Genomic DNA, 23138 nt, shown 5'->3' with positions numbered 1-23138 from the left:
GATGGCATGACCCGACCCCCGTCGCGCCTCCCAGCGGCGGGGGCCGGGTCATGCCATCTGCGGATTGATCCGCAACTGACCTGCAAAGTAAGCGATTTCTGTCAGAAGCATTGACGCCCGCCGCGACCGGTTCTAGCTTCCTCCTCGTCCTTCCTCGTATCTCGTATATGAGATGCGATACGTGATACGCGATTCAGCGGAGACTCGATGACCTTCGCAGCAACCGGTCCGATCCCCTCCCGCACGCAGTACGTGCTCGAGGCGGTCAAGCGCGCGATCCTCACCGGCCGGCTCATGCCGGGGCAGGCCCTGGTCGAGACCGAACTCGCCGCGCAGTTCGGCGTGTCGAAGACCCCGGTGCGGGAGGCGCTGAAGACCCTGGCGGGCACCGGCCTGGTGGTCATGAGCCAGTACAAGGGCGCGACCGTGCGGATGGTCGACGCGCAGATGGCGCACGAGGTGTACGACGTCAGGCTGCTGCTGGAGCCCGAGGCGCTGCGCCGCAGCATCGCCCGCGGCGACGGCTTCGACGAGGCCGCCGGGGCGCTGCGGCGGGCGGCGACCGCGGACGACGCGGCGGAACGCAGCCTGGCGAACCGGGAGTTCCACCGCGCGCTGTACCTCCCCTGCGGCAACCCGCTGCTCGGCCGGATGCTCGACGAGGTCCGCGACCAGGCCGCGCTGGTGTCCGCCGTCGCCTGGGCCGCGCAGCCCTCGTGGGAGAAGGAGGCCGCCGAGCACCAGGAGATCCTGCGGCTCGCGCTGGCCGGCGACGCGGATGGCGCGGCCGGCGCGCTGCATGCCCACATCGCCGAGTTCGTACGGCGCGCCTTCCCCGAGCCCGAGGGGGAGAGCCGCTGATGAGCGACTTCATGACCCAGCGGGCGGCGCTCGCGCAGGTGGTGGCGATCCCGGTGACGCCGTTCGCGGCGGACGGCGGCATCGACGGCAAGACGTACCGCGCGCTGCTGCGCCGGCTGATCGACGGCGGGGTACGCACCCTCACCCCGGGCGGCAACACCGGTGAGTACTACGCGCTGTCCCGCGAGGAGCGGCGCGCCGTGATCGAGCTGACCGTGGCCGAGGCGGCCGGCGAGGCCGCGGTGCTGGCGGGCGTCGGGCTCGACGTGCCGACCGCGGTGGCCGCCGCCCGGCACGCCCGGGACGTCGGCGCGCAGATGGTGATGGTGCATCAGCCGGTGCACCCGTACGTCTCCGAGTCCGGCTGGGTCGGCTACCACCGCGCCATCGCCGAGGCCGTTCCCGAGCTCGGCGTCGTCCCGTATCTCCGCAATCCGCAGCTGCCCGGCGCCCGGCTCGCCGAACTGGGACAGGCCTGCCCGAACGTGATCGGCGTGAAGTACGCGGTGCCGGACGCCACCCGCTTCGCCGTCTTCGCCAGGGACGCGGGCCTCGACCGCTTCGTGTGGGTGGCCGGGCTCGCCGAGCCGTACGCGCCCTCCTACTTCTCCGCTGGCGCCACCGGCTTCACCTCGGGTCTGGTGAACGTATCGCCGGCTATTTCTGTGGCCATGCTCGAAGCGCTTCGAGTGGGCGACTATCCCGCCGCCATGAAGGTGTGGGAGCAGATCCGCCGCTTCGAGGAGCTGCGCGCCGCGGACGGCTCCGCGCACAACGTCACCGTCGTCAAGGAGGCCCTCGCCTCCCTCGGCCTCTGCCGCCGCGACGTCCGCCCGCCGAGCAGCGCGCTGACGCAGACGGAGCGCGACGAGGTCGCCGCGATCGTCGGGGGGTGGCCGACATGAGCGGTGAGCTGCGCTCGAGTCAGTGGTACGAGGCGGGCGGGGTCCGCTCGTTCAGCCACCGCGCCCGCACCCGGCAGCTCGGCTATCTCCCCGAGGAGCACCTGGGCAAGCCGGTGGTGGCGATCCTCAACACCTGGTCCGACATCAACCCCTGCCACTCCCATCTGCGCGACCGCGCCCAAGCGGTCAAGCGCGGGGTGTGGCAGGCGGGCGGCTTCCCGCTCGAATTCCCCGTCGCCACGCTGTCGGAGACCTTCCAGAAGCCGACCCCGATGCTCTACCGGAACCTGCTCTCCATGGAGACGGAGGAGCTACTGCGCTCCTATCCGGTGGACGGCGCGGTGCTGCTCGGCGGCTGCGACAAGACGACGCCCGCGCTGCTCATGGGCGCGACGTCCGCCGACCTGCCCGCGATCTACGTGCCCGCCGGGCCGATGCTGCCGGGCCACTGGCGCGGTGAAGTCCTCGGCTCCGGCACGGACATGTGGAAGTACTGGGACGAGCACCGCGCGGGCCTGCTCGGCGACTGCGAGCTCGGCGAGCTGGAGAACGGCCTCGCCCGCTCGCCCGGCACCTGCATGACCATGGGCACCGCCGCCACCCTCACCGCGGCCGCGGAGGCGCTCGGCGTGACGATGCCGGGCGCGTCGTCCATACCCGCCGTCGACTCCGGGCACGAGCGGATGGCCGCGGCGTCGGGCCTGCGCATCGTCGAGCTGATACGGGCGGACCGCAGGCTGTCGAGCGTCCTCACGGCGGACGCCTTCGAGGACGCCGTCACCACGGTCCTCGGCCTCGGCGGCTCCACCAACGCCGTCATCCACCTGATCGCCATGGCGGGCCGGGCGGGCGTCAGCCTCACCCTCGACGACTTCGACCGCCTCGCCCGCGTGGTCCCCCTCCTCGCCAACGTGCGGCCGTCCGGCGGCCCGTACCTGATGGAGGACTTCCACTTCGCCGGCGGCCTGCCCGGCTTCCTCTCCCGCATCACGGACCTGCTGCACCTGGACCGCCCCACCGTCGCCCACGACTCGCTCCGCGAGCAGCTCGCCGGCGCCCTGGTGCACAACGACGACGTCATCCGCCCGCGCACCCGCCCGGTCGCGAGCGAGGGCGGCGTGGCGGTGCTGCGCGGCAACCTCTGTCCGGACGGCGCCGTCATCAAGCACATCGCCGCCGAGCCGCGGCTGCTGAAGCACACCGGACCCGCGGTCGTCTTCGACGACTACCGCACGCTGCAGCGCACCATCAACGACCCGGACCTCGGCATCACCGAGGACCACGTCCTGGTGCTGCGCGGCTCCGGCCCCAAGGGCGGCCCGGGGATGCCCGAATACGGCATGCTGCCGATCCCCGAGCACCTGCTCAAGCGCGGGGTGCGCGACATGGTGCGGATCTCCGACGCCCGGATGAGCGGCACCTCGTACGGGGCGTGCGTGCTGCACGTCGCGCCCGAATCGCACGTCGGCGGGCCGCTGGCGCTCGTACGGACGGGGGACCCGATCACCCTCGACGTACCGGCGCGCACGCTCACCCTCGACGTGGACGCGGAGGAGCTGGAGCGCCGCCGCCGGGAGTGGACCCCGCCACCCGAGCGCTACGGGCGCGGCTACGGCGCCCTGTACTCCGAGCACATCACGCAGGCCGACGCCGGCTGTGACTTCGGCTTCCTGGCCCGGCAGGGAGAAGTACCCGAGCCGTACGCCGGCTGAATTCCTTGTCCGATATCTCGAACACTATTTGCGAAGCGATTCGACTCCCCAGCGTTCCAAAGAACCCTCAGAACGGAGAACCACCTCATGGCCCCCGCCGCAGCCGTGGCCAAGCCGCCACCGAAGCGCCGGCGCGCGCTCTACCCGCGCCGGCTGCCCTACCTGCTGATCGCCCCGGCCGGGCTGCTGATGCTGGGCTTCATCGCCTACCCCGTCATCAGCGTCTTCTACTACAGCCTGCAGCACTACAACCCCACCAAGCCGTGGCGGAACGGCTTCGCCGGCTTCGAGAACTTCACCCACGCCTTCACCCAGGACCCGATGTTCTGGGACACGCTGCAGTTCAGCGTGAAGTGGGTGGTCGTCGAGGTCGGGCTGCAGCTGCTCTTCGGGCTCGCGCTCGCCCTGATCGTCAACCAGACCTTCATCGGCCGCGGCATCAGCCGCGCCATGGTCTTCTCGCCCTGGGCCGTCTCCGGCGTGCTGACCTCCGTGATCTGGGTGCTGCTCTACAACTCCCAGACCGGCATCACCCGCTACCTCGCCGACATGGGCATCGGCTCGTACGGCACCTCCTGGCTCTCCGACACCGGCACCGTCTTCTCCGCCGCCATCATCGCCGATCTGTGGCGCGGGGTGCCGTTCTTCGCGATCCTCATCCTCGCCGACCTGCAGTCCGTGTCGAAGGACCTGTACGAGGCCGCCGAGGTCGACGGGGCCAGCAGGTTCCGGCAGTTCATCCACATCACGCTGCCGCATCTGAAGAACGCGATCGTGCTGTCCACGCTGCTGCGCGCGGTGTGGGAGTTCAACAACGTCGACCTGCTCTACACCCTCACCGGCGGCGGACCCGCGGGTGCGACCACCACGCTCCCGCTGTACGTGGCCAACACCAGCGTCGACGCCCACAACTTCGGCTACGCGTCCGCGCTCACCACGGTGGCGTTCGTGATCCTGCTCTTCTTCTCCATCCTCTATCTGCGGCTCAGCAAGTTCGGGAGCGATGACAAATGATCACGCAGGAAGCTCCCGCACCCACGGCCGGCGCCGCGGCCGGCCGGGGCCGTCCCGGCCCCCGCAAGGCCCGCCGCCGCGCCTGGGACGAGGTGCCGCGCTGGCAGATCTTCCTGCCGCTGTCGATCTATCTCCTCTTCACCCTCATCCCCTTCTACTGGATCCTGCTCTTCGCGCTGCGGCCGTCCGGCTCCACCTCGCTCATCCCGTGGCCGATGACCGGCGAGCACTTCGAGAAGGTGTGGACCGAGCGCAGCTTCGCGGTCTACTTCCAGAACAGCGTCGTCACGGGCGTGGCGTCGCTGCTGATGACCACCCTGGTGGCGCTGGTCGGCGGCTATGCGCTCGCCCGCTTCGACTTCCGCGGCAAGCGGCCGTTCATGCTGGGCCTGCTGTGCTCGCAGTTCGTGCCGGGCGCGCTGCTGCTGGTGCCGCTGTTCCAGATCTTCGCGAAGCTGCAGCTGATCAACTCGCTGACGAGCGTGGTCATCGCGGAGACGGTCTTCCAGCTGCCGCTGTCGATGATCCTGATCGCCGGGTTCATACGGAACGTGCCCTACTCGCTGGAGGAGGCCGCCTGGGTCGACGGCTGCACCCGCTTCCGGGCCTTCTGCACGATCGTGCTGCCGCTGCTGCGGCCCGGCCTGATAGCGGTCGGCTCCTTCGCCTTCGTGCACGCCTGGAACCACTTCCTGTTCGCGCTGATGTTCCTCAGCCAGCAGGACAAGCAGACCATCCCGGTCGGCCTCAACACCCTGATGAGCGCGGACAGCGTCGACCTCGGCGCGCTCGCCGCGGGCGGCATCATCGCGGCCGTCCCGGTCGTGATCGTCTTCGGCTTCATCCAGAAGTGGCTGATCACCGGCTTCAGTTCCGGGGCGGTGAAGGGCTGATGACCATCCCAGTGGTGCTGGCCGGGGCCCGCGGACACGGGGCCTGGCACCTGCGCAACATCCGGCGGCTGGCCGGCGACGGGCTGGTGCGGCTCGCCGGGATCTGCGAGCTCGACCCGCTGACGGCGGCGGAGCTCGACGGCTTCGGCGCCGCCGAGGACGCCCCTGAGGACGCCCCCGAGCAGTCCGCCGACTTCGCCGGGCTGCTGGAGCGCACCGGGGCCCGTATCGCCGTCGTCTGCACCCCGATCCCGACCCACCGGGAGCTCGCCGAGGCGGCCGCCGCGCGCGGCGTGCACCTGCTGCTGGAGAAGCCGCCCGCGCCGTCGTACGGCGAATACCAGCGGCTCCAACAGGCCGCCGCCGAGGCCGATATCGCCTGCCAGATCGGCTTCCAGTCGCTCGGCTCGCACGCGATCCCCGCCATCCGCGGGCTGATCGCGGGCGGCGCCATCGGCGAGGTCCGCGGCCTGGGCGCGGCCGGCGCGTGGGCGCGGGACGAGGCGTACTACCGGCGCGCCCCCTGGGCGGGGCGGCGGCGCCTCGACGACGGCCGGGACGTCGTCGACGGCGTGCTCACCAACCCCCTCGCGCACGCCCTCGCCACCGCGCTGGCGGTGGACGGCAGTACCGGCTACGGGGATATGGCCAGTATCGAGCCGGAGTTGTTCCGGGCGAATGACATCGAGGCCGACGACACCTCCTGCGTCCGCGTCACCACCACGGCCGGCCGCCAGATCACGGTGGCCGCCACGCTGTGCGCCGAGCGGCCCGACGAGCCGTACGTGATGGTGCACGGGTCCACCGGCCGGATCACCTTCTGGTACAAGCAGGACCGGGTGCTGGTGCAGCGCGCCGACGCCCCGCCCGAGGACACCGTGTACGGGCGCACCGACCTGCTCGAGAACCTGGTCCAACACCTCACCCGCGGCGCCGGTTTGCTGGTCCCGGCCGCCGCGACCGCGGCGTTCATGCGCTGCCTGGAGGCGGTCCGCACCGCCCCCGACCCACGCCCGCTGCCCCGCACCGCCTGGCGCACCGTGCCCGGCGAGGCGGCGCCGCGGCGCGTCGTCCGCGGCATCGACGGCCTGGTGGCCGCCGCCGCGGAAACCCTCTCCCTCTATTCCGAACTGGGCGCCGACTGGGCGCGCTCCGAGGAGGCGGCCGCGCGATGACCCTCCACGCAGGCTTCACCCTGTCCGTACTGGCCGAAGGGCCCGACGACCCCATGACCGACAGCCACCTCCTGCACTGCGCGGGCCGGCCCGTGGCGCGCTATCTGCTGCGCCCCGAGCTGCCCGCGGGCCACGCGCCCCGCCCGTACTTCCACCCGGTGCGGACCCTCGCCGGCACCCCGGTCACCGAGGAACTCCCCGCCGACCACCCGCACCACCTCGGCGTCGGCGTCGCCGTACCCGACGTCGAGGGGCAGAACTTCTGGGGCGGCCGCACCTTCGTCCGCGACCAGGGCCCGACCGAGCTCGACAACCACGGCGAGCAGCGGCACACCGGCTTCCCGCTGCGCGACGAGGACGGCTTCGTGGCGGAGCTGCGCTGGACCGCGGGCGGCCGCCCGCTGCTGCGCGAGCGGCGGACGGTCGCGGCGGCGGAGCTGTCGGGGAGCGCGTGGGCGCTGGACTTCACCTTCTGCCTGACGAACACCACGGACGGGCCGCTGTCCATCGGCAGCCCGCAGACGAACGGGCGGCCGGGCGCCGCCTATGGCGGCTTCTTCTGGCGCGCCCCGAAGGAGCCGGAGCCGCCCCGCGTCTTCACCGCGGCGGCGGAGGGCGAGGACCGGGTGCACGGCTCGCGCGCCGACTGGCTGGCGCTCGGCGGCGCCGGCTGGACGCTGGTGTTCGCGGGCGCCACCGAGGGCACCCGGCGTGATCCCTGGTTCGTACGGGCCGCCGACTACCCGGGCGTCGGCTCGTCCCTCGCGTCGGACGGACGGCTGCCGCTGGCGGCGGGGGAGACCTTGGTACGGCGCGTGGTCACCGTCGTCGCGGACGGGGCCGTGTCCCGGCCGGATGCGGCGGAGCTCGCCCGTAAGGCGGTGGCGCTGTGACCGCGGACCCGCGAGCCGACCTGGGCGACGGCACGTACCGCAATCCCGTCCTCAACGCCGACTTCTCCGACCCGGACGTCATCCGCGTCGGCGACGACTACTACCTGACCGCCTCCAGCTTCGGCCGCGCCCCCGGCCTGCCGCTGCTGCACTCCAGGGACCTGGTCAACTGGACGCTGGCCGGCCACGCCCTGGAACGCCTGGAGCCGGCGGAGCACTTCAGCGTGCCGCGGCACGACTCGGGCGTGTGGGCCCCTTCCCTCCGGCACCACGACGGCCGCCTGTGGATCTTCTGGGGCGACCCGGACTTCGGCATCTACCAGGTCAACGCGCCCGATATCAGCGGCCCGTGGACCCGCCCGCACCTGGTCAAGGAGGGCAAGGGCCTGATCGACCCGTGCCCGCTGTGGGACGAGGAGACGGGCGAGGCGTATCTCGTGCACGCCTGGGCGCGGTCGCGGTCCGGGATCAAGAACCGGCTCACCGGGCATCGCATGCGCCCGGACGGCACCGGACTGCTGGACGACGGCAAGGTGATCGTGGACGGGGACGGGATCCCCGGCTGGTTCACGATCGAGGGGCCGAAGGTCTACCGGCACGACGGCTGGTTCTGGATCCTCGCCCCGGCCGGGAGCGTGGAGACCGGCTGGCAAGGCGCCTTCAGGGCGCGGGACTTCTTCGGCCCGTACGAGGAGCGCATCGTCCTGGAGCAGGGCGGCACCGAGGTGAACGGGCCGCACCAGGGCGGCTGGGTGCGCACCCCCGCGGGCGAGGACTGGTTCCTGCACTTCCAGTCGCGGGGCGCGTACGGACGGGTGGTGCATCTGCAGCCGATGCGGTGGTCTGCCGACGGCTGGCCGGTGATCGGGGCGGACGGCGCGCCCGTCGGAGTCCACCCCAAGCCGGATCTGCCGCCGCAGCCGCCCGCCGCGCCCGCTACCGATGATGACTTCCCCGGCGGCGGCTTCGGCAGCCAATGGCAGTGGATCGCGAACCCGCGCGAGGGGTGGACCGCCGAGCACGCCGGGTGCGGGCTGCAGCTCGCGTGCTCGCCGCCGGAAGAGCCGGGGGCGGAGGGCGGGACGGACGTGAGCGGCGAGGGCGGCGAGCCCGGCGCCGGCGCAGGTCTCCGGTACGGCGACGACCTGCGGCGTGTCCCCCACATCCTCACCCAGCGGCTCCCCGGCCGGCCGGCCACCGTGGAGGTCGATCTCCAACTGCCGGCCGAAGCACCCGGCGCTCGTGCCGGACTGGTGCTGCTCGGCGACGCCTACCGCTGGGTCGGCCTGGAACGAGCCGCCGACGGCCGGGTGTTGCTGGTCCACCGCTTCATGGAGGAGACCGGCGCGCACGAACGGGACGCCGCGCCTCCACGCCCCGCACCCGACGGGCGGGCCCGCCTCCGGATCGAGGCGGGCGACGACGGCCGCTGCCGCTTCCTCGCCGATACGGGCGACGGGTTCCGCGCCGCAGGCCCGGTCTTCACCGCCCGGCCGTGGAAGTGGGTCGGCGCCCTGCTCGGCCTCTTCGCCCTGGCGCCGCCGGGGGAGGGGCGAGCGGGCGCGGTGACCTTCACCCGCTTCCGTATCCGCGACTGACCTGCGCGCACGCAGCACGAACCAGCCCACTCGAGAAGATCTCCACGAGAAGAGAGCCGACCATGTTCACCAGCCAGTCCCGCTCCCGCAGACACCGTCGTACCGCCTCCGCCGTCTCCCTCACCGCCGTTCTCGCGCTGACCGTCGCCGCCTGCGGTGACGACGGCAGCAGCGCCTCCGGCGGCGGGGAGGAGGGGTCGGGGAAGGGTGAGATCACCTTCTGGGACAACAACGGCGGTGTGCGCACCGACGTGTGGCGGGTGATCATCAATGACTTCCAGAAGGAGAACCCCGGCATCAAGGTCAAGTACGTCGGGATACCCGCCGAGAGCGTGCAGTCCAAGTACGACACCGCCATCCAGGGCGGCGGCCTGCCGGACGTCGGCGGCGTCGGCGGCGCGATGCTCGCCGGCATCGCCGCGCAGGGCGCGCTGGAGCCGCTGGACAAGCGGATCTCCGGCAGCTCGCTGGACGGCAAGCTCAACCCGGTGATGTCCAAGAGTGTCAAGTCGTCCGGCGGCGGCGAGCACATGTACACCGTGCCGACGTCGGCCAACAACGGCACGCTGTGGTACCGCACCGACCTGTTCAAGAAGGCCGGCCTGGACGCGCCGACCACCTGGCCGAAGTTCTACGACGCCGCCGGGAAGCTCACCGACAAGGGCGACAACAAGTTCGGCTACACCATCCGCGGCGGCGAGGGCTCCATCGCGCAGGCGCTGGACGCGATGTACGGGCAGTCCGGCATCACCTCCTTCTGGAACGGCGACAAGGCCACCGTCAACGACCCGAAGAATGTGGCCGCGCTGGAGAAGTACGTCGGTCTCTACAAGAAGACGACCCCGTCGGCGGACGTCAACAACGACTTCAAGAAGATGGTCGCCCAGTGGGACAGCGGCCAGATCGGGATGCTCAGCCACAACCTGGGCTCGTACCAGGATCACGTGAAGGCGCTGGGCGGGCCGGAGAAGTTCCGCGGCATCCCGAACCCGACGCTGGCGGACGGCACCCGGGTGCAGGTGTCCAACCCGATCGACGGGCTCGGGCTGTTCAAGGCGAGCAAGAAGAAGAAGGCCGCCTGGAAGTTCATCGAGTTCGCCGCCTCGCACAAGGCCAACAGCCGGTGGAACGAGTCCGCGGGCGCGATCCCGGCCAACGTCGACGCGGCCAAGGACGGCTGGATCAAGAAGTCCGAGTCCACCGACCTCGCGGCGCAGGCGCTGAGCGACGGCAAGATCAAGATCGTCGAGCTGCCGTACTACCTCCCCGACTGGAACACCATCAGCAAGGCCGACAACGAGCCCAACTTCCAGAAGGTGCTGCTCGGGAAGATGACCGCCAAGGACTTCCTCGACACCCTCGCCGAGCAGCTCAACGAGGCCCAGGCGGAGTGGAAGGAACAGAAGAAGTAACCCCCTCCCTGGCCCTTTGACCGCGGGCCGGCGGCGCCTGTCTGCCCTTGCCGCCGCCGGCCCGCTCCCACCCTTTCCGTACCGAAAGGCACTCCGTCGTGTCCCTGACCCGAAGGCGGCTGACCGCGGCCGCCGTACTGGCCGCGGCCTCCGTGGCCGTCACGGCCGCGCCCGGCCGGGCTGCCGCCACCGGCCGCACCCGGCGCACCGTCTACCTCGCGGGCGACTCCACCGCCGCCCAGAAGTACGTGGACGCGGCGCCCGAGACGGGCTGGGGCATGGCGCTGCCCTTCTTCCTGCACCGGGACCTGGCCGTCGCCAACCACGCCGTGAACGGCCGCAGTTCGAAGAGCTTCTACGACGAGGGGCGGCTGGATCCGATCCTCGCCGCGATCCGGCCCGGCGACCTGCTGCTGATCCAGTTCGCGCACAACGACGAGAAGGCCGAGGACCCGGCCCGCTATACGGAGCCGTGGTCGACTTACCAGGACTATCTGCGCCGGTACGTCGACGGTGCCCGGGGCCGCGGCGCGGTGCCGGTGCTGGCGACGCCGGTGGAGCGGCGGCGGTTCGACACGGCCGGGCAGGCGGCCGAGACGCACGGCGAGTACCCGGCAGCGATGCGGGCGCTGGCGGCGGCGGAGGGCGTGCCGCTGCTCGACGTGCAGGCGCGGTCGCTGGCGCTGTGGCAGCGGCTGGGGCCCGAGGCCACCAAGGCGTATTTCGACTGGACGCCCGAGGAGCAGGACAACACGCACTTCAGCCCGCGCGGCGCCATCGCCGTCGCCCGCCTGGTGGCGGTGGAGCTGCTGCGCACCGACGTACTGACCGCGGACCGGCTGCGCCGGCTCGAGGACGAGATACCCGAATCGTGGATCACCTGGCCGTCCGTGCCGGGGACCGTGGAGGAGCCGCAGAACCATGAGATGTCATGAGCGTGTCATTGTTGGTGTCACCTGCTGTGCTGCCGTAGCCGCCCTGACGGCCACGACCGCCGCCGCCGACGTGGAGGACCGGGGCCGCGACGTCGCCCGGCAGACCCTCGCGCCCGGCGATGGCTGGGGGGCCTCGGGGCCGGGTGTCACGGGCGGGGCGAAGGCCGACGCCGCGCACGTCCACACCGTCCGTAATCGGGAGGAGCTGGCCGCCGCGCTCCGGGACGGCGGCGACACCCCCAAGATCATCAAGATCAAGGGCGTCATCGACGCCAATACGGACGCCGCGGGCAAGCCGCTCACCTGCGACGACTACGCCACCGACGGCTATACGAGGGAGGGTTACCTCGAGGCGTACGACCCGGCCACCTGGGGCAAGGAGATGCCCTCGGGGCCCATGGAGGACGCCCGGCTCGCCTCGGCCGCCAAGCAGGCGGAGCGGGTGAAGCTGGCGGTGGGGTCCAACACCACCATCATCGGCGCGGGTTCCGGGGCCAAGCTGCTCGGCGCCACCCTGTCCGTACGGGACGCGCACAACGTCATCGTCCGCAACCTCACCTTCGAGGACGCCTTCGACTGCTTCCCGCAGTGGGACGGCACCAAAGAGGGCGAGTGGAACTCCGAGTACGACCAGCTCGTGATCGACGGCGCCACCCATGTGTGGGTGGATCACAACACCTTCACCGACGGCCGCCGGCCCGACAGTTCGCTGCCGACGTACTTCGGGGCGCTGTACCAGCAGCACGACGGCGAGCTGGACATCGTGCGCGGCGCCAACCTCGTCACCGCCTCGTGGAACTCCTTCGAGGACCACGACAAGACGCTGCTCTTCGGCAACAGCGACAGCGCCGCCGCCACCGATGCCGGAAAGCTGAAGATCACGCTGCACCACAACCGCTTCAGCGGCATCGTCGAGCGCGCCCCGCGGGTCCGCTTCGGCCAGGTCGACGTCTACAACAACCACTTCGAGATCACGCCGGAGCAGAAGTTCGGCTACGTCTTCGGCATCGGCCACGAATCCCGGCTCTACGCGGAGAAGAACGCCTTCACGCTGCCGGCCGGCACCGGCGCCGGGCAGATCCTCAAGAAGTGGAAGGACGCCCCGGTCACCGCCGAGCACAACTACGTCAACGGCAAGCGGGTGGACCTCATCGCCGCGCACAACGCGCAATACCCGGAGGAGCTCCTGCGCTCCGGCGCCGGCTGGACGCCCGAGCTGCGCGACCGCGTCGACCACCCGCGCACGCTGCCGGGGCTGCTCGACGCCCGCGCCGGAGCGGGCCGCCTGCGCTGACCCCCCCCACGACCACGTCCCCACCTTCCCGTCATGCAGCCCTCTGCAGAGCCGCACCACCCCTCACCAGGAAGCGAAGAAGGGACACCCACCATGTCAGCGAAGAAGAAGGTCAGCAGGCGCCTGGTCGTGGCCGGCGTTGCCGCCGCGGCAGCGGCCGCCGCCACCGCCACGCTGCTGCCGTCCTCCGCCACCGGCGCCGAGTCCGCCCCGGTCGGCTTCGGCGCCGGCACCACCGGCGGCGGCAGCGCCAGTGCCGTCACCGTCAATTCGCTCGCCGCCTTCAAGAGCGCGGTCGCCGGCGACCAGGCCAAGGTGGTCAAGGTGTCCGGGACGATCTCCGTCTCGGGCCAGGTCGACGTGGGCTCCAACACCACCGTCCTCGGTACGGGCGCGAGCTCCGGCTTCACCGGCGGCGGCCTGCGGATCAAGGGCAAGTCGAACGTCGTGATCCGCAACCTCAACCTCAGCAAGCCGAAGGCCCCCGCCGACGCGGTCACCGTCGACTCGTCGACAAAGGTCTGGATCGACCACAACTCCTTCTCGGCCGACCGCGACCACGACAAGGACTACTACGACGGCCTGCTGGACATCACCCACGGCTCCAGCAGCGTCACGGTGTCCTGGAACACCTTCAAGGACCACTTCAAGGGCAGCCTCGTCGGCCACAGCGACAACAACGCCGCCGAGGACACCGGAAAGCTGAAGGTGACCTACCACCACAACCTGTTCAGCAACGTCTACTCGCGGCTGCCGAGCCTGCGTTTCGGCACAGGCCACGTCTACAACAACTACGTGACCGGCGCGGACACCGGCTCCCACTCCCGGATGGGCGCCCAGATGCTCGTCGAGAACAACGTCTACCGCAACACCAAGGTGGCCGTGACCACCAGCCGCAGCAGCGACGAGGACGGCTACGTCAACCTCCGCGGCAACGACTTCGGCGGCGCCGCGACCGAGGTCTCGCAGGAGGGCGACTTCACGGACCCGCCGTACGACTACACCGCCGAGCCGGCCTCCTCGGTCGTCGGCTCGGTCACCGCCGGCGCGGGCGCGGGCAAGCTCTGACGCCCGGTCGCCGCCGCCCGGCAACCTTCCGCCGGGCGGCGGCGACTGCTACGTGATCACCCTCCCCCCACCAATACGAATGGACCAGAGACTGTGCACCGTCACCGCAGACTGAAGAGGCTCCGCAACGTGGCCGTCCCGCTGGCGGTGGTCACCGCGGCCGGCCTCACCTACGGCTTCGCGGCGGCCGACGACGACTCCACCGGGGCCGGCACCGGCCCCGCCGCGGCCGCCGCCTGGGCGGACGACACCGCCGACGGCTTCGCCTCGGTCGAGGCGAACGGGCAGCAGGGCACGTACGGCGGCCGCGACGGCGAGACCGTGACCGTGAAGTCCCTTGCGGAGCTGGAGAAATACGCGACCGCGTCCGACCCGTACACCATCGTGGTGGCCGGGCCGATCAAGATGGACCCGGTCGGCAAGGAGATCAAGGTCGCCTCCGACAAGACCATCGTCGGCGCAGGCACCGAGGGCGACATCATCGGCGGCGGCTTCTTCCTCGGCGAGGGCGTGCACAACGTCATCATCCGCAACCTGACGATCCGCGACTCCTACCAGGGCACCTGGAACGACAAGGAGCACGACTTCGACGCGATCCAGATGGACGGCGCGCACCATGTCTGGATCGACCACAACGACCTGCGGCACATGGCCGACGGCCTGATCGACAGCCGCAAGGACACCACCAACGTGACGGTCTCGTACAACCGGCTGTCCACCAACAACAAGGCCTTCGGCATCGGCTGGACCGAGAACGTCGAGGCGGACCTCACGATCCACCACAACTGGATCCGCGAGACCGAGCAGCGCAACCCGTCCACCGACAACGCCGAGCACGCCCACCTCTACAACAACTACCTGCAGGACGACCCGGACACCGAGATCAGCTCGTCGTACGGCAACTACGCCCGCGGCGGCACCAGGATGGTGCTGGAGAACAGCTACTTCCAGGGCTTCACCAACCCCGTCACCAAGGACGAGGGCGCGGGTCTGGTCCAGCGCGGCAATGTCTTCAAGGACACCTCGGGCCGCAATGAGAGCGGTGGCACGGCCTTCGACCCGAAGGACTTCTACGACTACGAGCTCGACCCCGCCGCCGACCTGCCGGCCAAGCTGACCGCGGAGTCGGGGCCGCAGGCCGCGATCGGCACCACCACCACCGCCGCCGGTACCAAGGCCGCGAAGACGCTGACCGTCGCCAGGGACGGCAGCGGCCAGTACGACACGGTGCAGAAAGCCGTCGACGCGGTGCCGGCCGGCAACAGTGAGCAGATCGTCATCGCGGTCGCCCCGGGCACGTACCGCGAGGTCGTGAAGATCCCGGCCGGCAAGCCGAACATCACGGTCCAGGGCACCGGCTCCAGCCGCAAGGACACGGTGATCGTCTACAACAACGCCTCCGGCACCCCGAAGCCGGGCGGCGGCACCTACGGCACCTCCGGCAGCGCCAGCGTGCACATCGAGGCCAACGATGTGCAGCTGCGGAACCTGACCGTCTCCAACGACTTCGACGAGGCGAAGAACCAGGACCTGCAGGGGCAGCAGGCGGTGGCGCTGCGCACCATCGGCGACCGGATCCAGCTGGTCGGCACCATCATCAGCGGGGACCAGGACACGCTGCTGATGGACAGCCCCTCGAAGGACATCCGCTCGCGCGTCTACGTCACCGGGTCCTACATCACCGGCAACGTCGACTTCATCTTCGGCCGTGCCACCGCCGTCGTCGACCGCTCGGTCATCACGCTCAAGAAGCGCTGGAACGGCGACTCCGGCGGCTACGTCACGGCGCCCAGCACCGCCGACGGCCGCAACGGCATCCTGATCAGCCGCTCCACGATCACCGGCGACGTGGCGGACGGCTCCTTCCACCTGGGCCGCCCCTGGCACGCCGGCGGCGACGCGGCGCTGGACCCGCAGACCACGGTCCGCGACTCCCACCTCGGCGCCGCCATCAAGTCCGCGCCGTGGACCGACATGAGCGGCTTCTCCTGGAAGGACGACCGCTTCGCCGAATACCGCAACTCCGGTGCGGGCGCGGGGGCGGCGGGCGAGGACCGCCCGCACCTGACCGACGCCCAGGCCGCGCAGCAGGAGATCGCCGACTGGCTCGGCGACTGGACTCCGGGTGCCGTCTGAGGGTGCAGCACCCGGTGGCAGGTGGGGACCTGCCGAACGGTGAGGCCGAGGGGTGCCGGGCAACCGGCCGGCACCCCTCGGCCGAGCTGTGTTTGTGCCCTACACTCCCGCGCGTCGATATGACGACGCACGTTCGATATGCCGGATACCCCCCACAGTGAGGAGCCACCCCACATGGCCCGCCACAGACTCACCCGCCGCTCCGTCCTCCGGATAGCCGGCGCCGCCGCCGTCGCCGGGACGGCAGGCACCGTCACCGCGTACGCCACCGGCGGCGGCGAACAGGCGAAGGCCGCCCCCGCCGCCTTCACCCACCCGGGCATGCTCCACTCCGCCGGCGACCTGAACCGCGCCACGGTCCGCGTCGCCGCCGGCGACGACCCCTGGGCCGCCGGCTACCAGCGCCTCGCCGCCAACCCCCACGCGCAGAGCACCTGGGCACCTCGCCCGCTCGAGACGGTGAACCGCGGCGGCGATGGCCAGAACTACGTGCAGCTCTACCGCGACATCCACGCCGCGTACCAGAACGCCCTCCGCTGGAAGATCACCGGCGAGGCGGCCCACGGCAACTGCGCCCGCGACATCCTCAACGCCTGGTCCGGCACCCTGAAGACGGTCACCGGCAACGCCGACCGCTTCCTCGCCGCGGGCATCTACGGCTGGCAGTTCGCCAATGCCGCCGAACTGATGCGCGGCCACGACGGCTTCGAGCTGGCCCGCTTCCAGAAGATGATGGCCGACGTCTTCTACCCGCTGAACAACCAGTTCCTCACCGAGCACAACGGCGCCTGCATCACCAACTACTGGGCCAACTGGGACCTGTGCACCATGGCCTCCGTGATGGCCATCGGCATCCTCAACGACGACGCCGCGAAGTACGACCAGGCCGTCGACTACTTCAAGAACGGCGAGGGCAACGGCTCCATCGGCAACGCCGTCCCGCACCTCCACGGCGACCTCGGCCAGTGGCAGGAGTCCGGCCGCGACCAGGGCCACACCATGATGGGCATGGGCCAGATGGGGGCCATCTGCGAGATGGCCTGGAGCCAGGGCGACGACCTCTACGGCTACGACGACAGCCGCTTCCTGAAGGCCGCCCAGTACGTCGCCAAGTACAACCTCGGCGAGGACGTGCCGTTCACCAAGTACACCTGGGGCACCGGCACCAACTGCGCCTACCGCGAGCACACCGTCATCTCGGACGTGGCCCGCGGCCAGGCCCGCCCGGTCTGGGACCAGCTCCACTACCACTACGCCCGCCGCCGCGGCCTGTCCGTCCCGCACCTCACCGCCATCGCCGCGAAGAACCGCCCGGAGGGCGGCGGCGGCGACTACGGCCCCAACAGCGGCGGTTACGACCAGCTCGGCTTCGGGACGGTGATGTACGCGAAGTAGCCGGCGCGGCGCAGGAGTTCCAGGGCGGGGTCAGCCCTTGGTCGCGCCGAGCGTGATGCCGCCGATCAGCTGCCGTTCGGCCACGGCGTAGAAGGCCAGCGCGGGCGCCATGGCGAGGACGAGATAGGCGCACACGCGGGCCACGTCGGAGGAGTACTGGCCCTGGAACTGCTGCACGCCGACCGGGATCGTCCACCAGGACGGATCGCTGAACACCAGGAGAGGCAGCAGGAAGTTGTTCCAGCTGCCGACCACGGCGAGCACCGACACCGTGCCGAGGGCCGGCCGCGCCATCGGCAGCAGGATCCGCCAGAAGAAGCCGAACGCCGAGCAGCCGTCGATGGTCGCCGCCTCCTCCAGCTCACCGGGGATCTCCCGGAAGAAGGCCCGCAGGATGACGACGGTCACCGGCAGGCCGAAGGCCGCCTGCGGCAGGATCACCCCCCACGGGTTGTCGAGCAGCCCGAAGGTGCGCAGCATGATGAACAGCGGCAGGATCGCCACCGCGAACGGGAACATCAGCCCCACGGTGAACAGCGTGAACAGCGTCTCCCGGCCCCGGAAGGCGAACCTGGCCAGCGCGAACGCGGCCAGCGCCGCCGCCCCGACGGTGAGCGCGGTGGAGCCCAGCGCGATCACCGTCGAGGAGCCGAGCGAGCGCCAGAACGCGCTGTCGCCGAGGATGCCGGTGTAGTTCTCCGTCACCCACGGGGACGGCAGCCCGAAGGTGTTGGAGGAGAGCTGGTCGTTGGATTTGAAGCCTGAGATCAGGGCGTAGAGCAGCGGCGTCACCATGACGATGCCGACCAGCCACACGGTCGCGTACAGCGGCATGGAGCGCAGCCCGCGCCGCAGGGCCGCCGTCATCGGTTCGCTCGCATCGTGGTGAGGGCTCCCTCGGTGTCGCGGCGCAGCACCAGGCGCTGGTAGCCGAGGGCGAAGACGAGGCTGATGAGGAACATGGCGATGCTGATCGCGCTGGCGTAGCCGACCTGGTAGCGCTTGAAGCCGAACTGGAAGAGGGTGACCGCCATCGTCTCCGAGTGGTGGTCGGGCCCGCCCTGCGTCACGATCCACACCAGGTCGAAGAGCTGGATGGAGCCGATCACGGACAGGAACACGGTCATCCGGATCGTCGGGCCGAGCAGCGGCAGCGTGATGTACCGGAAGCGCTGCCAGGTCCCCGCGCCGTCGATCCGGGCGGCATCGTGCAGCTCGGACGGGATGCCCTGCAGCCCCGCCAGGTAGAGCATCATGTGGAAGCCGAAGTACTTCCACATCATGACCAGGAAGAGGGTCGGCAGGACGGTGTCCTGCCCGGCGAACCACAGCCCGCCGACCCCGTCGAGGCCGATGGAGCCGAGCGACTTGTCCGCGAGCCCCTCGTCGGGCGCGAAGATCATCACGAACAGTACGCCCGTGATCACCTCGGACAGGACGTACGGGGCGAAGAACAGCATGCGGTACACGGCCCGGCCGCGCAGCCGCTGGTTCAGCAGCACGGCCATGGCGAGCGCGAACGGCAGCTGCAGCGCGATGGACAGCACGACCAGCACCAGGCCGCGCCACAGGTCGCCGAGGAAGACCGGGTCGTCGAAGAGCCGGGTGAAGTTGTCCGTACCCGCGAAGTCCGACGGGCTGCCGAAGCCGCCCCAGTTGAAGAAGCTGACGTACAGCGCGAAGAGGATCGGCGCGAGCACGAGCAGCCCGAACAGGATCAGCGCGGGCACGGTGAAGGTGAAGGCGGTCGCCCAGTCGCGGAAGCGGCGGGCGCGGGGCCGGACGTTCGCCGCGGGGCGGAGCGGCTCTTCGGCGGCGGCCGGGTGCGGGGCGCCCAGGTGCGTCGACGTCATCGCCGGCTACTGGCTCTTGGCGACCTGGGTGATGGAACGGGTCACCTGCTCCGGGGATGTGGACCCGGCGATCAGGGCCGCGACCGAGTCGTTGATCTCCTGGCCGACGGCCGGGGGGAGGGCCTGGTCGAGGTAGAGCTGGAAGCCGGTGGAGGCGTTGAGCATGTCGGAGACGGCCTTGAGGCCGGGGTCGGTGAGCGCGTCGAGGGCCTGCTTGTTGACCGGGAGCACGTTGGCCTCCTTCACCAGCGTGCGGTCCGTGGCGGCGCTGACGAAGAACTTCAGGAAGTCGACGGCCTCCTTGGGCGCTCCCTTGCGCACGGCGTAGCCGCCGCCTCCGCCGAAGACGTCGGTGATCTTGCCCGTGCCGCCCTCGACGGTGGGGAAGGAGAAGAAGCCGAGGTCCTTGCCGATGCCCTTGCCGGCATCCCGCTGCGTCAGCGGGGCCCACTGGCCCATCAGCTCCATGGCCGCCTTGCCGTTGCCCATGGCGGCCGCCTCGCCGGTGGGCGTGGCGTACGCGGCGCCGAGAAAGCCCTTCTGGAAGGGTTTGAGATCGACGAGCTCCATGAGGTGCTCGCCCGCCTTGACGAAGGCGTCGCCGGAGAAGTCCTCGTCGTCCGCGGCCTTTTGCATGCCGTCGACGCCGGCGAGGCGCAGCGCCAGATACGCCCAGTAGTACATCCCCGGCCACTTCTCCTTGCCGGCGAGGGCGATCGGGGTGATGCCGGCGTCCTGGAGCTGCTGCACGGCGTCGAGGTAGCCGGACCAGGTGGTGGGCGGCTCGTCGATCTTCGCCTTCTTGAACAGCGCCTTGTTGTACCAGAAGCCGACGCCGCCGATGTCGTACGGGACGGCGTACAGCTTGCCGTCGAACTCGTAGGCTTTGGGGGCGGCCGGCACGAGCTCGCCGATCCAGGGCTTCACCGTGCCGGTGAGGTCCTCGACCAGGCCGGCGTCCACCTGCTGCTTCAGCACGCCGCCACCCCAGGTGTGGTACATGTCGGGCAGCTTTCCCGAGCTGGTCAGGGCGGTCATCTTGGACTTGAACGCCTCGTTCTCCACCGTCACGATCTTGATACGGAGATCCGGGTGCTCGGCCTCGTACGCCTTGGCGCGCTCGGCCCACACCTTCTTGGCGGGGTCGCCCGTCATGATGTGCCACCACTCGATCACGGTCCGGCCGGAGCTGTCCTTCCCGCCGGAGTCGGACCCTCCGCAGGAGGTGATCGCGGTGACGCCGAGGCCGGCGACGGACAAGGTGCCGAGGAAGTGACGGCGGGACTGAGCGAAGGGCGGCATGGCACACCTTCCGGAAGAAGTCCGAGAGTTTTGCGGATGGCCATGGAAGGTAAGGCCGTGCGTAGGGAGTGTCAACGGCCTTAACAAATTGCGGTGTTGACGCCCTGAGGGGCTGTGTGGATCACACCTCGCGCGGCGGCGCGGTGCTGGCGCGTACCACCAGCTCGGTCGCCAGCTCCATCCGCGGCGACGCGGGCTGAACCCTGCGGGCCAGGTCCAGCGCCATCTGCGCGGCCAGCCGGCCCATCTCCGACAGCGGCTGCCGCACCGTCGTCAGCGGCGGCGCCGACCAGCGGACCTCCGGCAGGTCGTCGAAGCCGACGACGCTCATGTCCTCCGGCACCCGCAGCCCGCGCCGGCGCAGCGCCTCGATCGCGCCGAGCGCCATCTGGTCGCTGGCGGCGAAGACGGCGGTGGGCGGCTCCGGCAGGTTCAGCAGCCGGTTGCAGCCGGTGAATCCGGCCTCGTGGTAGAAGTCGCCGGGGACGACCAGCGCGGTGTCGGCCGGCACGTCCGCGGCGTCCAGCGCCGCCCGGTAGCCGTCGAGCCGGGCCCGCGAGCACAGCAGCCGCGGCGGTCCCTGGATGAATCCGATCCGGCGGTGGCCGAGCTCCAGCAGATGCTCGGTCGCGGCCATCCCGCCGGCCCAGTTGGTGGCGCCGATGGTCGGCTCCTTCGGCGCGCTGGAGCCTGCCGGGTCGACGACCACCAGCGGCACCCCGAGCCGCCGCAGCTCGTCCTGGATGCCGGGGCCCAGCGCCGAGGTCACCAGGATCACGCCGTCGGAGGCGCGGGCCCGCAGATTGGTCAGCCACTGCCGCGCCGAGCCCGCCCGGTCGTGGATGGCGGAGACCACGGTGCCGACCCCGGCCTCGTGCGCGACCTCCTCGACGCCCCGGATGATCTCGACGGCCCAGGGGCTGTCGAGATCGGTGAAGACCAGGTCGAGCAGGGCCGCCCGGCTGCCGCTCGTGCCGCGGCGCCGGTAGCCGTGCCGGTCCAGCAGCTCCTCGACCCGCGCCCTGGTGGCGGGGGAGACGTCGTCCCGTCCGTTGACGACCCGGGAGACGGTCGGCACGGACACTCCGGCCTCGTCCGCGATATCGGTGATAGTGACCTTGCGCTTGGCCACCTGTTGTCCACCTCCACCGAACCGCCCGGACGGCCAACGCGCGCTGCTGGGCTGCGCGTTCGCTATGCGGCGACCTTAGGTGGGTGGAAACGTCCGCGCAAGGTTTTCGGGATTCGGCTGAAAGTATTCCACGGAAAGAGTTGACCGGACTCTGTCAAGCACCCATTATTCCTGCGTCCGAGGGCCCGGCCGTTGTCCGGTATTTCGACCAAGGGAGTTGCCCATGCCTTTATCGCATCGCCTCCACCCCCGCACCCGTCGCCGCCACGCGTACGTGGCCCTGCTCATCGCGGCCCTGCTGGCCGCGTACTTCGCCGTACCCGCCAAGGGAGAGACACCGGCGGACACCGCCCAGCAGGACCTGCCCGGCAGTTTCAGCTGGTCGTCCACCGGCCCGGTGATCTCACCGCAGCAGGACGGCAGTAACTCCGTCGCCGTCAAGGACCCCTCGGTGGTCCAGGACAAGAGCGGCAAGTGGCACGTCTTCATGACCACCGCGGCCCGCGGCACCGGTGACTGGAGCCTGGCCCACACCAGCTTCTCCGACTGGTCCCAGGCCGCCGGTGCCAAGCAGACCCACCTGGAGACCGCTTCCCAGATCGGCCCCGGCTACCGCGCCGCCCCGCACGCCTTCTACTTCGCGCCGAAGGACGAGTGGTACCTCGTCTACCAGACCGGCCTGCCGTCCTTCTCCACCACCAAGGACATCAACGACCCGACCAGTTGGTCCGCGCCGAAGAACTTCATGGACACCATGCCGGACATCGTCAAGGAGAACATCGGCAACGGCAACTGGCTGGACTTCTACGTGATCTGCGGCGACGCGAAGTGCTACCTGTTCTCCGCGGACGACAACGGCCACGTGTACCGGTCCGAGACCACCCTCGCCAACTTCCCGAACGGCTTCGGCAACACGCAGATCGTGCTCCAGGACGCCCGCAACGCGCTCTTCGAAGGCGGCGCGGTCTACCGCGTCCAGGGCACGGACACGTACCTGCTGATCTGGGAAGCCATCGGCAGCGACGGCAACCGCTACTACCGCTCCTTCACCGCCGACGGCCTGACCGGCGACTGGCAGCCGCTCGCCGCCACCGAAGCCAATCCGTTCGCCCGCTCCACCAACGTCACCTTCCCCGGCGGCGCCTGGACGAAGGACATCAGCCACGGCGAGCTGCTCCGCGCCACCGACGACCAGACCATGACCATCGACCCGTGCCGGCTCCAGCTCCTCTACCAGGGCCGGGACCCGCAGTCCGGCGGCGAGTACTCGCAGCTGCCGTACCGGCTCGGCCTGGCCACCCAGACCGACTCCACCTGCTGAAACCTCCCTGTTCCCCCACGCAAGGAGACACCCATGTCGTTAAGCAGACGTACCTTCCTCGGCATGACCGCGGCCGCGACGGCGGCAGGTCTGAGCAGCCCCCTGATCGGCTCCACCCTGGACCAGGCCGCCGGCGCCGAACGGGCGGCGCCCGCCGCGGAGTTCGCGATCGGGGTCCGCCAGTTCAACTGGAGCCGCGGTTCCCGCTCGCTGGTCACGAAGATCTTCTACCCCACCCC

Annotated in this window: 20 protein-coding genes; 16 read left to right on the top strand and 4 right to left on the bottom strand. The window is 70.5% G+C overall.

What is annotated here, in order from left to right:
* Positions 1-207 precede the first annotated feature (207 nt).
* The 14 genes from G5C51_RS24365 to G5C51_RS24300 all read left to right on the top strand — a co-directional run bounded on the left by G5C51_RS24365 (position 208) and on the right by G5C51_RS24300 (position 17291).
* Positions 208-861 carry a GntR family transcriptional regulator gene (locus G5C51_RS24365; protein ID WP_165240329.1) on the top strand — a complete coding sequence of 218 codons (654 nt, stop codon included), beginning with the start codon at positions 208-210 and terminating at the stop codon, positions 859-861.
* A complete protein-coding gene (locus G5C51_RS24360) occupies positions 861-1766 on the top strand; it encodes a dihydrodipicolinate synthase family protein (protein WP_420824849.1) in 906 nt (301 codons plus the stop codon). Before G5C51_RS24365 ends, G5C51_RS24360 begins: the two co-directional genes overlap by 1 nt.
* Positions 1763-3478: an L-arabinonate dehydratase gene (gene araD / locus G5C51_RS24355; protein ID WP_165240328.1), complete on the top strand. Its 1716-nt coding sequence runs from the start codon at positions 1763-1765 to the stop codon at positions 3476-3478. The genes G5C51_RS24360 and araD overlap by 4 nt, the downstream gene beginning before the upstream one ends.
* 87 nt (positions 3479-3565) lie before the next feature.
* Complete coding sequence (locus tag G5C51_RS24350) at positions 3566-4492, top strand: carbohydrate ABC transporter permease (protein WP_165240327.1); 927 nt, start codon at positions 3566-3568, stop codon at positions 4490-4492.
* A complete protein-coding gene (locus G5C51_RS24345; protein ID WP_165240326.1) occupies positions 4489-5385 on the top strand; it encodes a carbohydrate ABC transporter permease in 897 nt (298 codons plus the stop codon). Before G5C51_RS24350 ends, G5C51_RS24345 begins: the two co-directional genes overlap by 4 nt.
* Positions 5385-6560 carry a Gfo/Idh/MocA family protein gene (locus G5C51_RS24340; RefSeq protein ID WP_206314270.1) on the top strand — a complete coding sequence of 392 codons (1176 nt, stop codon included), beginning with the start codon at positions 5385-5387 and terminating at the stop codon, positions 6558-6560. Before G5C51_RS24345 ends, G5C51_RS24340 begins: the two co-directional genes overlap by 1 nt.
* A 53-nt stretch (positions 6561-6613) precedes the next feature.
* Entirely contained in the window at positions 6614-7453 is an 840-nt protein-coding gene (locus G5C51_RS24335) for a DUF6807 domain-containing protein (RefSeq protein ID WP_165240331.1), read from the top strand.
* Positions 7450-9051 carry a glycoside hydrolase family 43 protein gene (locus G5C51_RS24330; protein WP_338118286.1) on the top strand — a complete coding sequence of 534 codons (1602 nt, stop codon included), beginning with the start codon at positions 7450-7452 and terminating at the stop codon, positions 9049-9051. Before G5C51_RS24335 ends, G5C51_RS24330 begins: the two co-directional genes overlap by 4 nt.
* 62 nt (positions 9052-9113) lie before the next feature.
* Positions 9114-10463: an ABC transporter substrate-binding protein gene (locus tag G5C51_RS24325; RefSeq protein WP_165240325.1), complete on the top strand. Its 1350-nt coding sequence runs from the start codon at positions 9114-9116 to the stop codon at positions 10461-10463.
* 98 nt (positions 10464-10561) lie between these two features.
* Positions 10562-11398: a GDSL-type esterase/lipase family protein gene (locus G5C51_RS24320; protein WP_165240324.1), complete on the top strand. Its 837-nt coding sequence runs from the start codon at positions 10562-10564 to the stop codon at positions 11396-11398.
* On the top strand, positions 11385-12692 hold the full coding sequence (locus G5C51_RS24315; protein WP_165240323.1) for a pectate lyase family protein: 1308 nt from the start codon (positions 11385-11387) through the stop codon (positions 12690-12692). The genes G5C51_RS24320 and G5C51_RS24315 overlap by 14 nt, the downstream gene beginning before the upstream one ends.
* Before the next feature lie 93 nt (positions 12693-12785).
* Positions 12786-13760, top strand: coding sequence for a pectate lyase family protein (locus tag G5C51_RS24310; RefSeq protein ID WP_165240322.1), 975 nt, complete (start codon positions 12786-12788; stop codon positions 13758-13760).
* Positions 13761-13853: 93 nt separating this feature from the next.
* Positions 13854-15896, top strand: coding sequence for a pectinesterase family protein (locus G5C51_RS24305; RefSeq protein ID WP_165240321.1), 2043 nt, complete (start codon positions 13854-13856; stop codon positions 15894-15896).
* 174 nt (positions 15897-16070) lie between these two features.
* Entirely contained in the window at positions 16071-17291 is a 1221-nt protein-coding gene (locus G5C51_RS24300; RefSeq protein WP_165240320.1) for an alginate lyase family protein, read from the top strand.
* A gap of 30 nt (positions 17292-17321) precedes the next feature.
* Here the strand turns inward: G5C51_RS24300 and G5C51_RS24295 are convergent, their stop codons facing one another.
* The 4 genes from G5C51_RS24295 to G5C51_RS24280 form a co-directional block, all read right to left on the bottom strand.
* Positions 17322-18158, bottom strand: coding sequence for a carbohydrate ABC transporter permease (locus tag G5C51_RS24295; protein ID WP_165240319.1), 837 nt, complete (start codon positions 18156-18158; stop codon positions 17322-17324).
* Positions 18155-19144: a carbohydrate ABC transporter permease gene (locus G5C51_RS24290; protein ID WP_165240318.1), complete on the bottom strand. Its 990-nt coding sequence runs from the start codon at positions 19142-19144 to the stop codon at positions 18155-18157. Before G5C51_RS24290 ends, G5C51_RS24295 begins: the two co-directional genes overlap by 4 nt.
* Before the next feature lie 6 nt (positions 19145-19150).
* Positions 19151-20446, bottom strand: a complete 1296-nt coding sequence (locus G5C51_RS24285) for an extracellular solute-binding protein (RefSeq protein ID WP_165240317.1) — start codon at positions 20444-20446, stop codon at positions 19151-19153.
* Positions 20447-20567: 121 nt separating this feature from the next.
* A complete protein-coding gene (locus G5C51_RS24280) occupies positions 20568-21578 on the bottom strand; it encodes a substrate-binding domain-containing protein (protein ID WP_165240316.1) in 1011 nt (336 codons plus the stop codon).
* Positions 21579-21801: 223 nt separating this feature from the next.
* On the opposite strand from G5C51_RS24280, the gene G5C51_RS24275 reads away from it, so the two are divergent.
* Both G5C51_RS24275 and G5C51_RS24270 read left to right on the top strand, forming a co-directional pair.
* Positions 21802-22899, top strand: a complete 1098-nt coding sequence (locus G5C51_RS24275) for a glycoside hydrolase family 62 protein (RefSeq protein ID WP_165240315.1) — start codon at positions 21802-21804, stop codon at positions 22897-22899.
* 33 nt (positions 22900-22932) lie between these two features.
* On the top strand, positions 22933-23138 hold a 206-nt coding region (locus G5C51_RS24270; protein ID WP_165240314.1), incomplete at its 3' end, for a twin-arginine translocation signal domain-containing protein.

Source organism: Streptomyces coryli (assembly GCF_011044975.1).
Lineage (GTDB): Bacteria > Actinomycetota > Actinomycetes > Streptomycetales > Streptomycetaceae > Streptomyces > Streptomyces coryli.
The sequence above is the reverse complement of the archived record's forward strand: the minus strand, read 5'-3'. Positions and strand labels throughout refer to the sequence as shown.

Coding starts and splice junctions, on each gene's coding strand:
- G5C51_RS24295 (WP_165240319.1), bottom strand. CDS start 18,158: ATGACGGCGGCCCTGCGGCGCGGGCTGCGCTCCATGCCGCTGTACGCG.
- araD (WP_165240328.1), top strand. CDS start 1,763: ATGAGCGGTGAGCTGCGCTCGAGTCAGTGGTACGAGGCGGGCGGGGTC.
- G5C51_RS24315 (WP_165240323.1), top strand. CDS start 11,385: ATGAGATGTCATGAGCGTGTCATTGTTGGTGTCACCTGCTGTGCTGCC.
- G5C51_RS24290 (WP_165240318.1), bottom strand. CDS start 19,144: ATGACGTCGACGCACCTGGGCGCCCCGCACCCGGCCGCCGCCGAAGAG.
- G5C51_RS24345 (WP_165240326.1), top strand. CDS start 4,489: ATGATCACGCAGGAAGCTCCCGCACCCACGGCCGGCGCCGCGGCCGGC.
- G5C51_RS24350 (WP_165240327.1), top strand. CDS start 3,566: ATGGCCCCCGCCGCAGCCGTGGCCAAGCCGCCACCGAAGCGCCGGCGC.
- G5C51_RS24340 (WP_206314270.1), top strand. CDS start 5,385: ATGACCATCCCAGTGGTGCTGGCCGGGGCCCGCGGACACGGGGCCTGG.
- G5C51_RS24325 (WP_165240325.1), top strand. CDS start 9,114: ATGTTCACCAGCCAGTCCCGCTCCCGCAGACACCGTCGTACCGCCTCC.
- G5C51_RS24310 (WP_165240322.1), top strand. CDS start 12,786: ATGTCAGCGAAGAAGAAGGTCAGCAGGCGCCTGGTCGTGGCCGGCGTT.
- G5C51_RS24285 (WP_165240317.1), bottom strand. CDS start 20,446: ATGCCGCCCTTCGCTCAGTCCCGCCGTCACTTCCTCGGCACCTTGTCC.
- G5C51_RS24335 (WP_165240331.1), top strand. CDS start 6,614: ATGACCGACAGCCACCTCCTGCACTGCGCGGGCCGGCCCGTGGCGCGC.
- G5C51_RS24300 (WP_165240320.1), top strand. CDS start 16,071: ATGGCCCGCCACAGACTCACCCGCCGCTCCGTCCTCCGGATAGCCGGC.
- G5C51_RS24360 (WP_420824849.1), top strand. CDS start 861: ATGAGCGACTTCATGACCCAGCGGGCGGCGCTCGCGCAGGTGGTGGCG.
- G5C51_RS24365 (WP_165240329.1), top strand. CDS start 208: ATGACCTTCGCAGCAACCGGTCCGATCCCCTCCCGCACGCAGTACGTG.
- G5C51_RS24275 (WP_165240315.1), top strand. CDS start 21,802: ATGCCTTTATCGCATCGCCTCCACCCCCGCACCCGTCGCCGCCACGCG.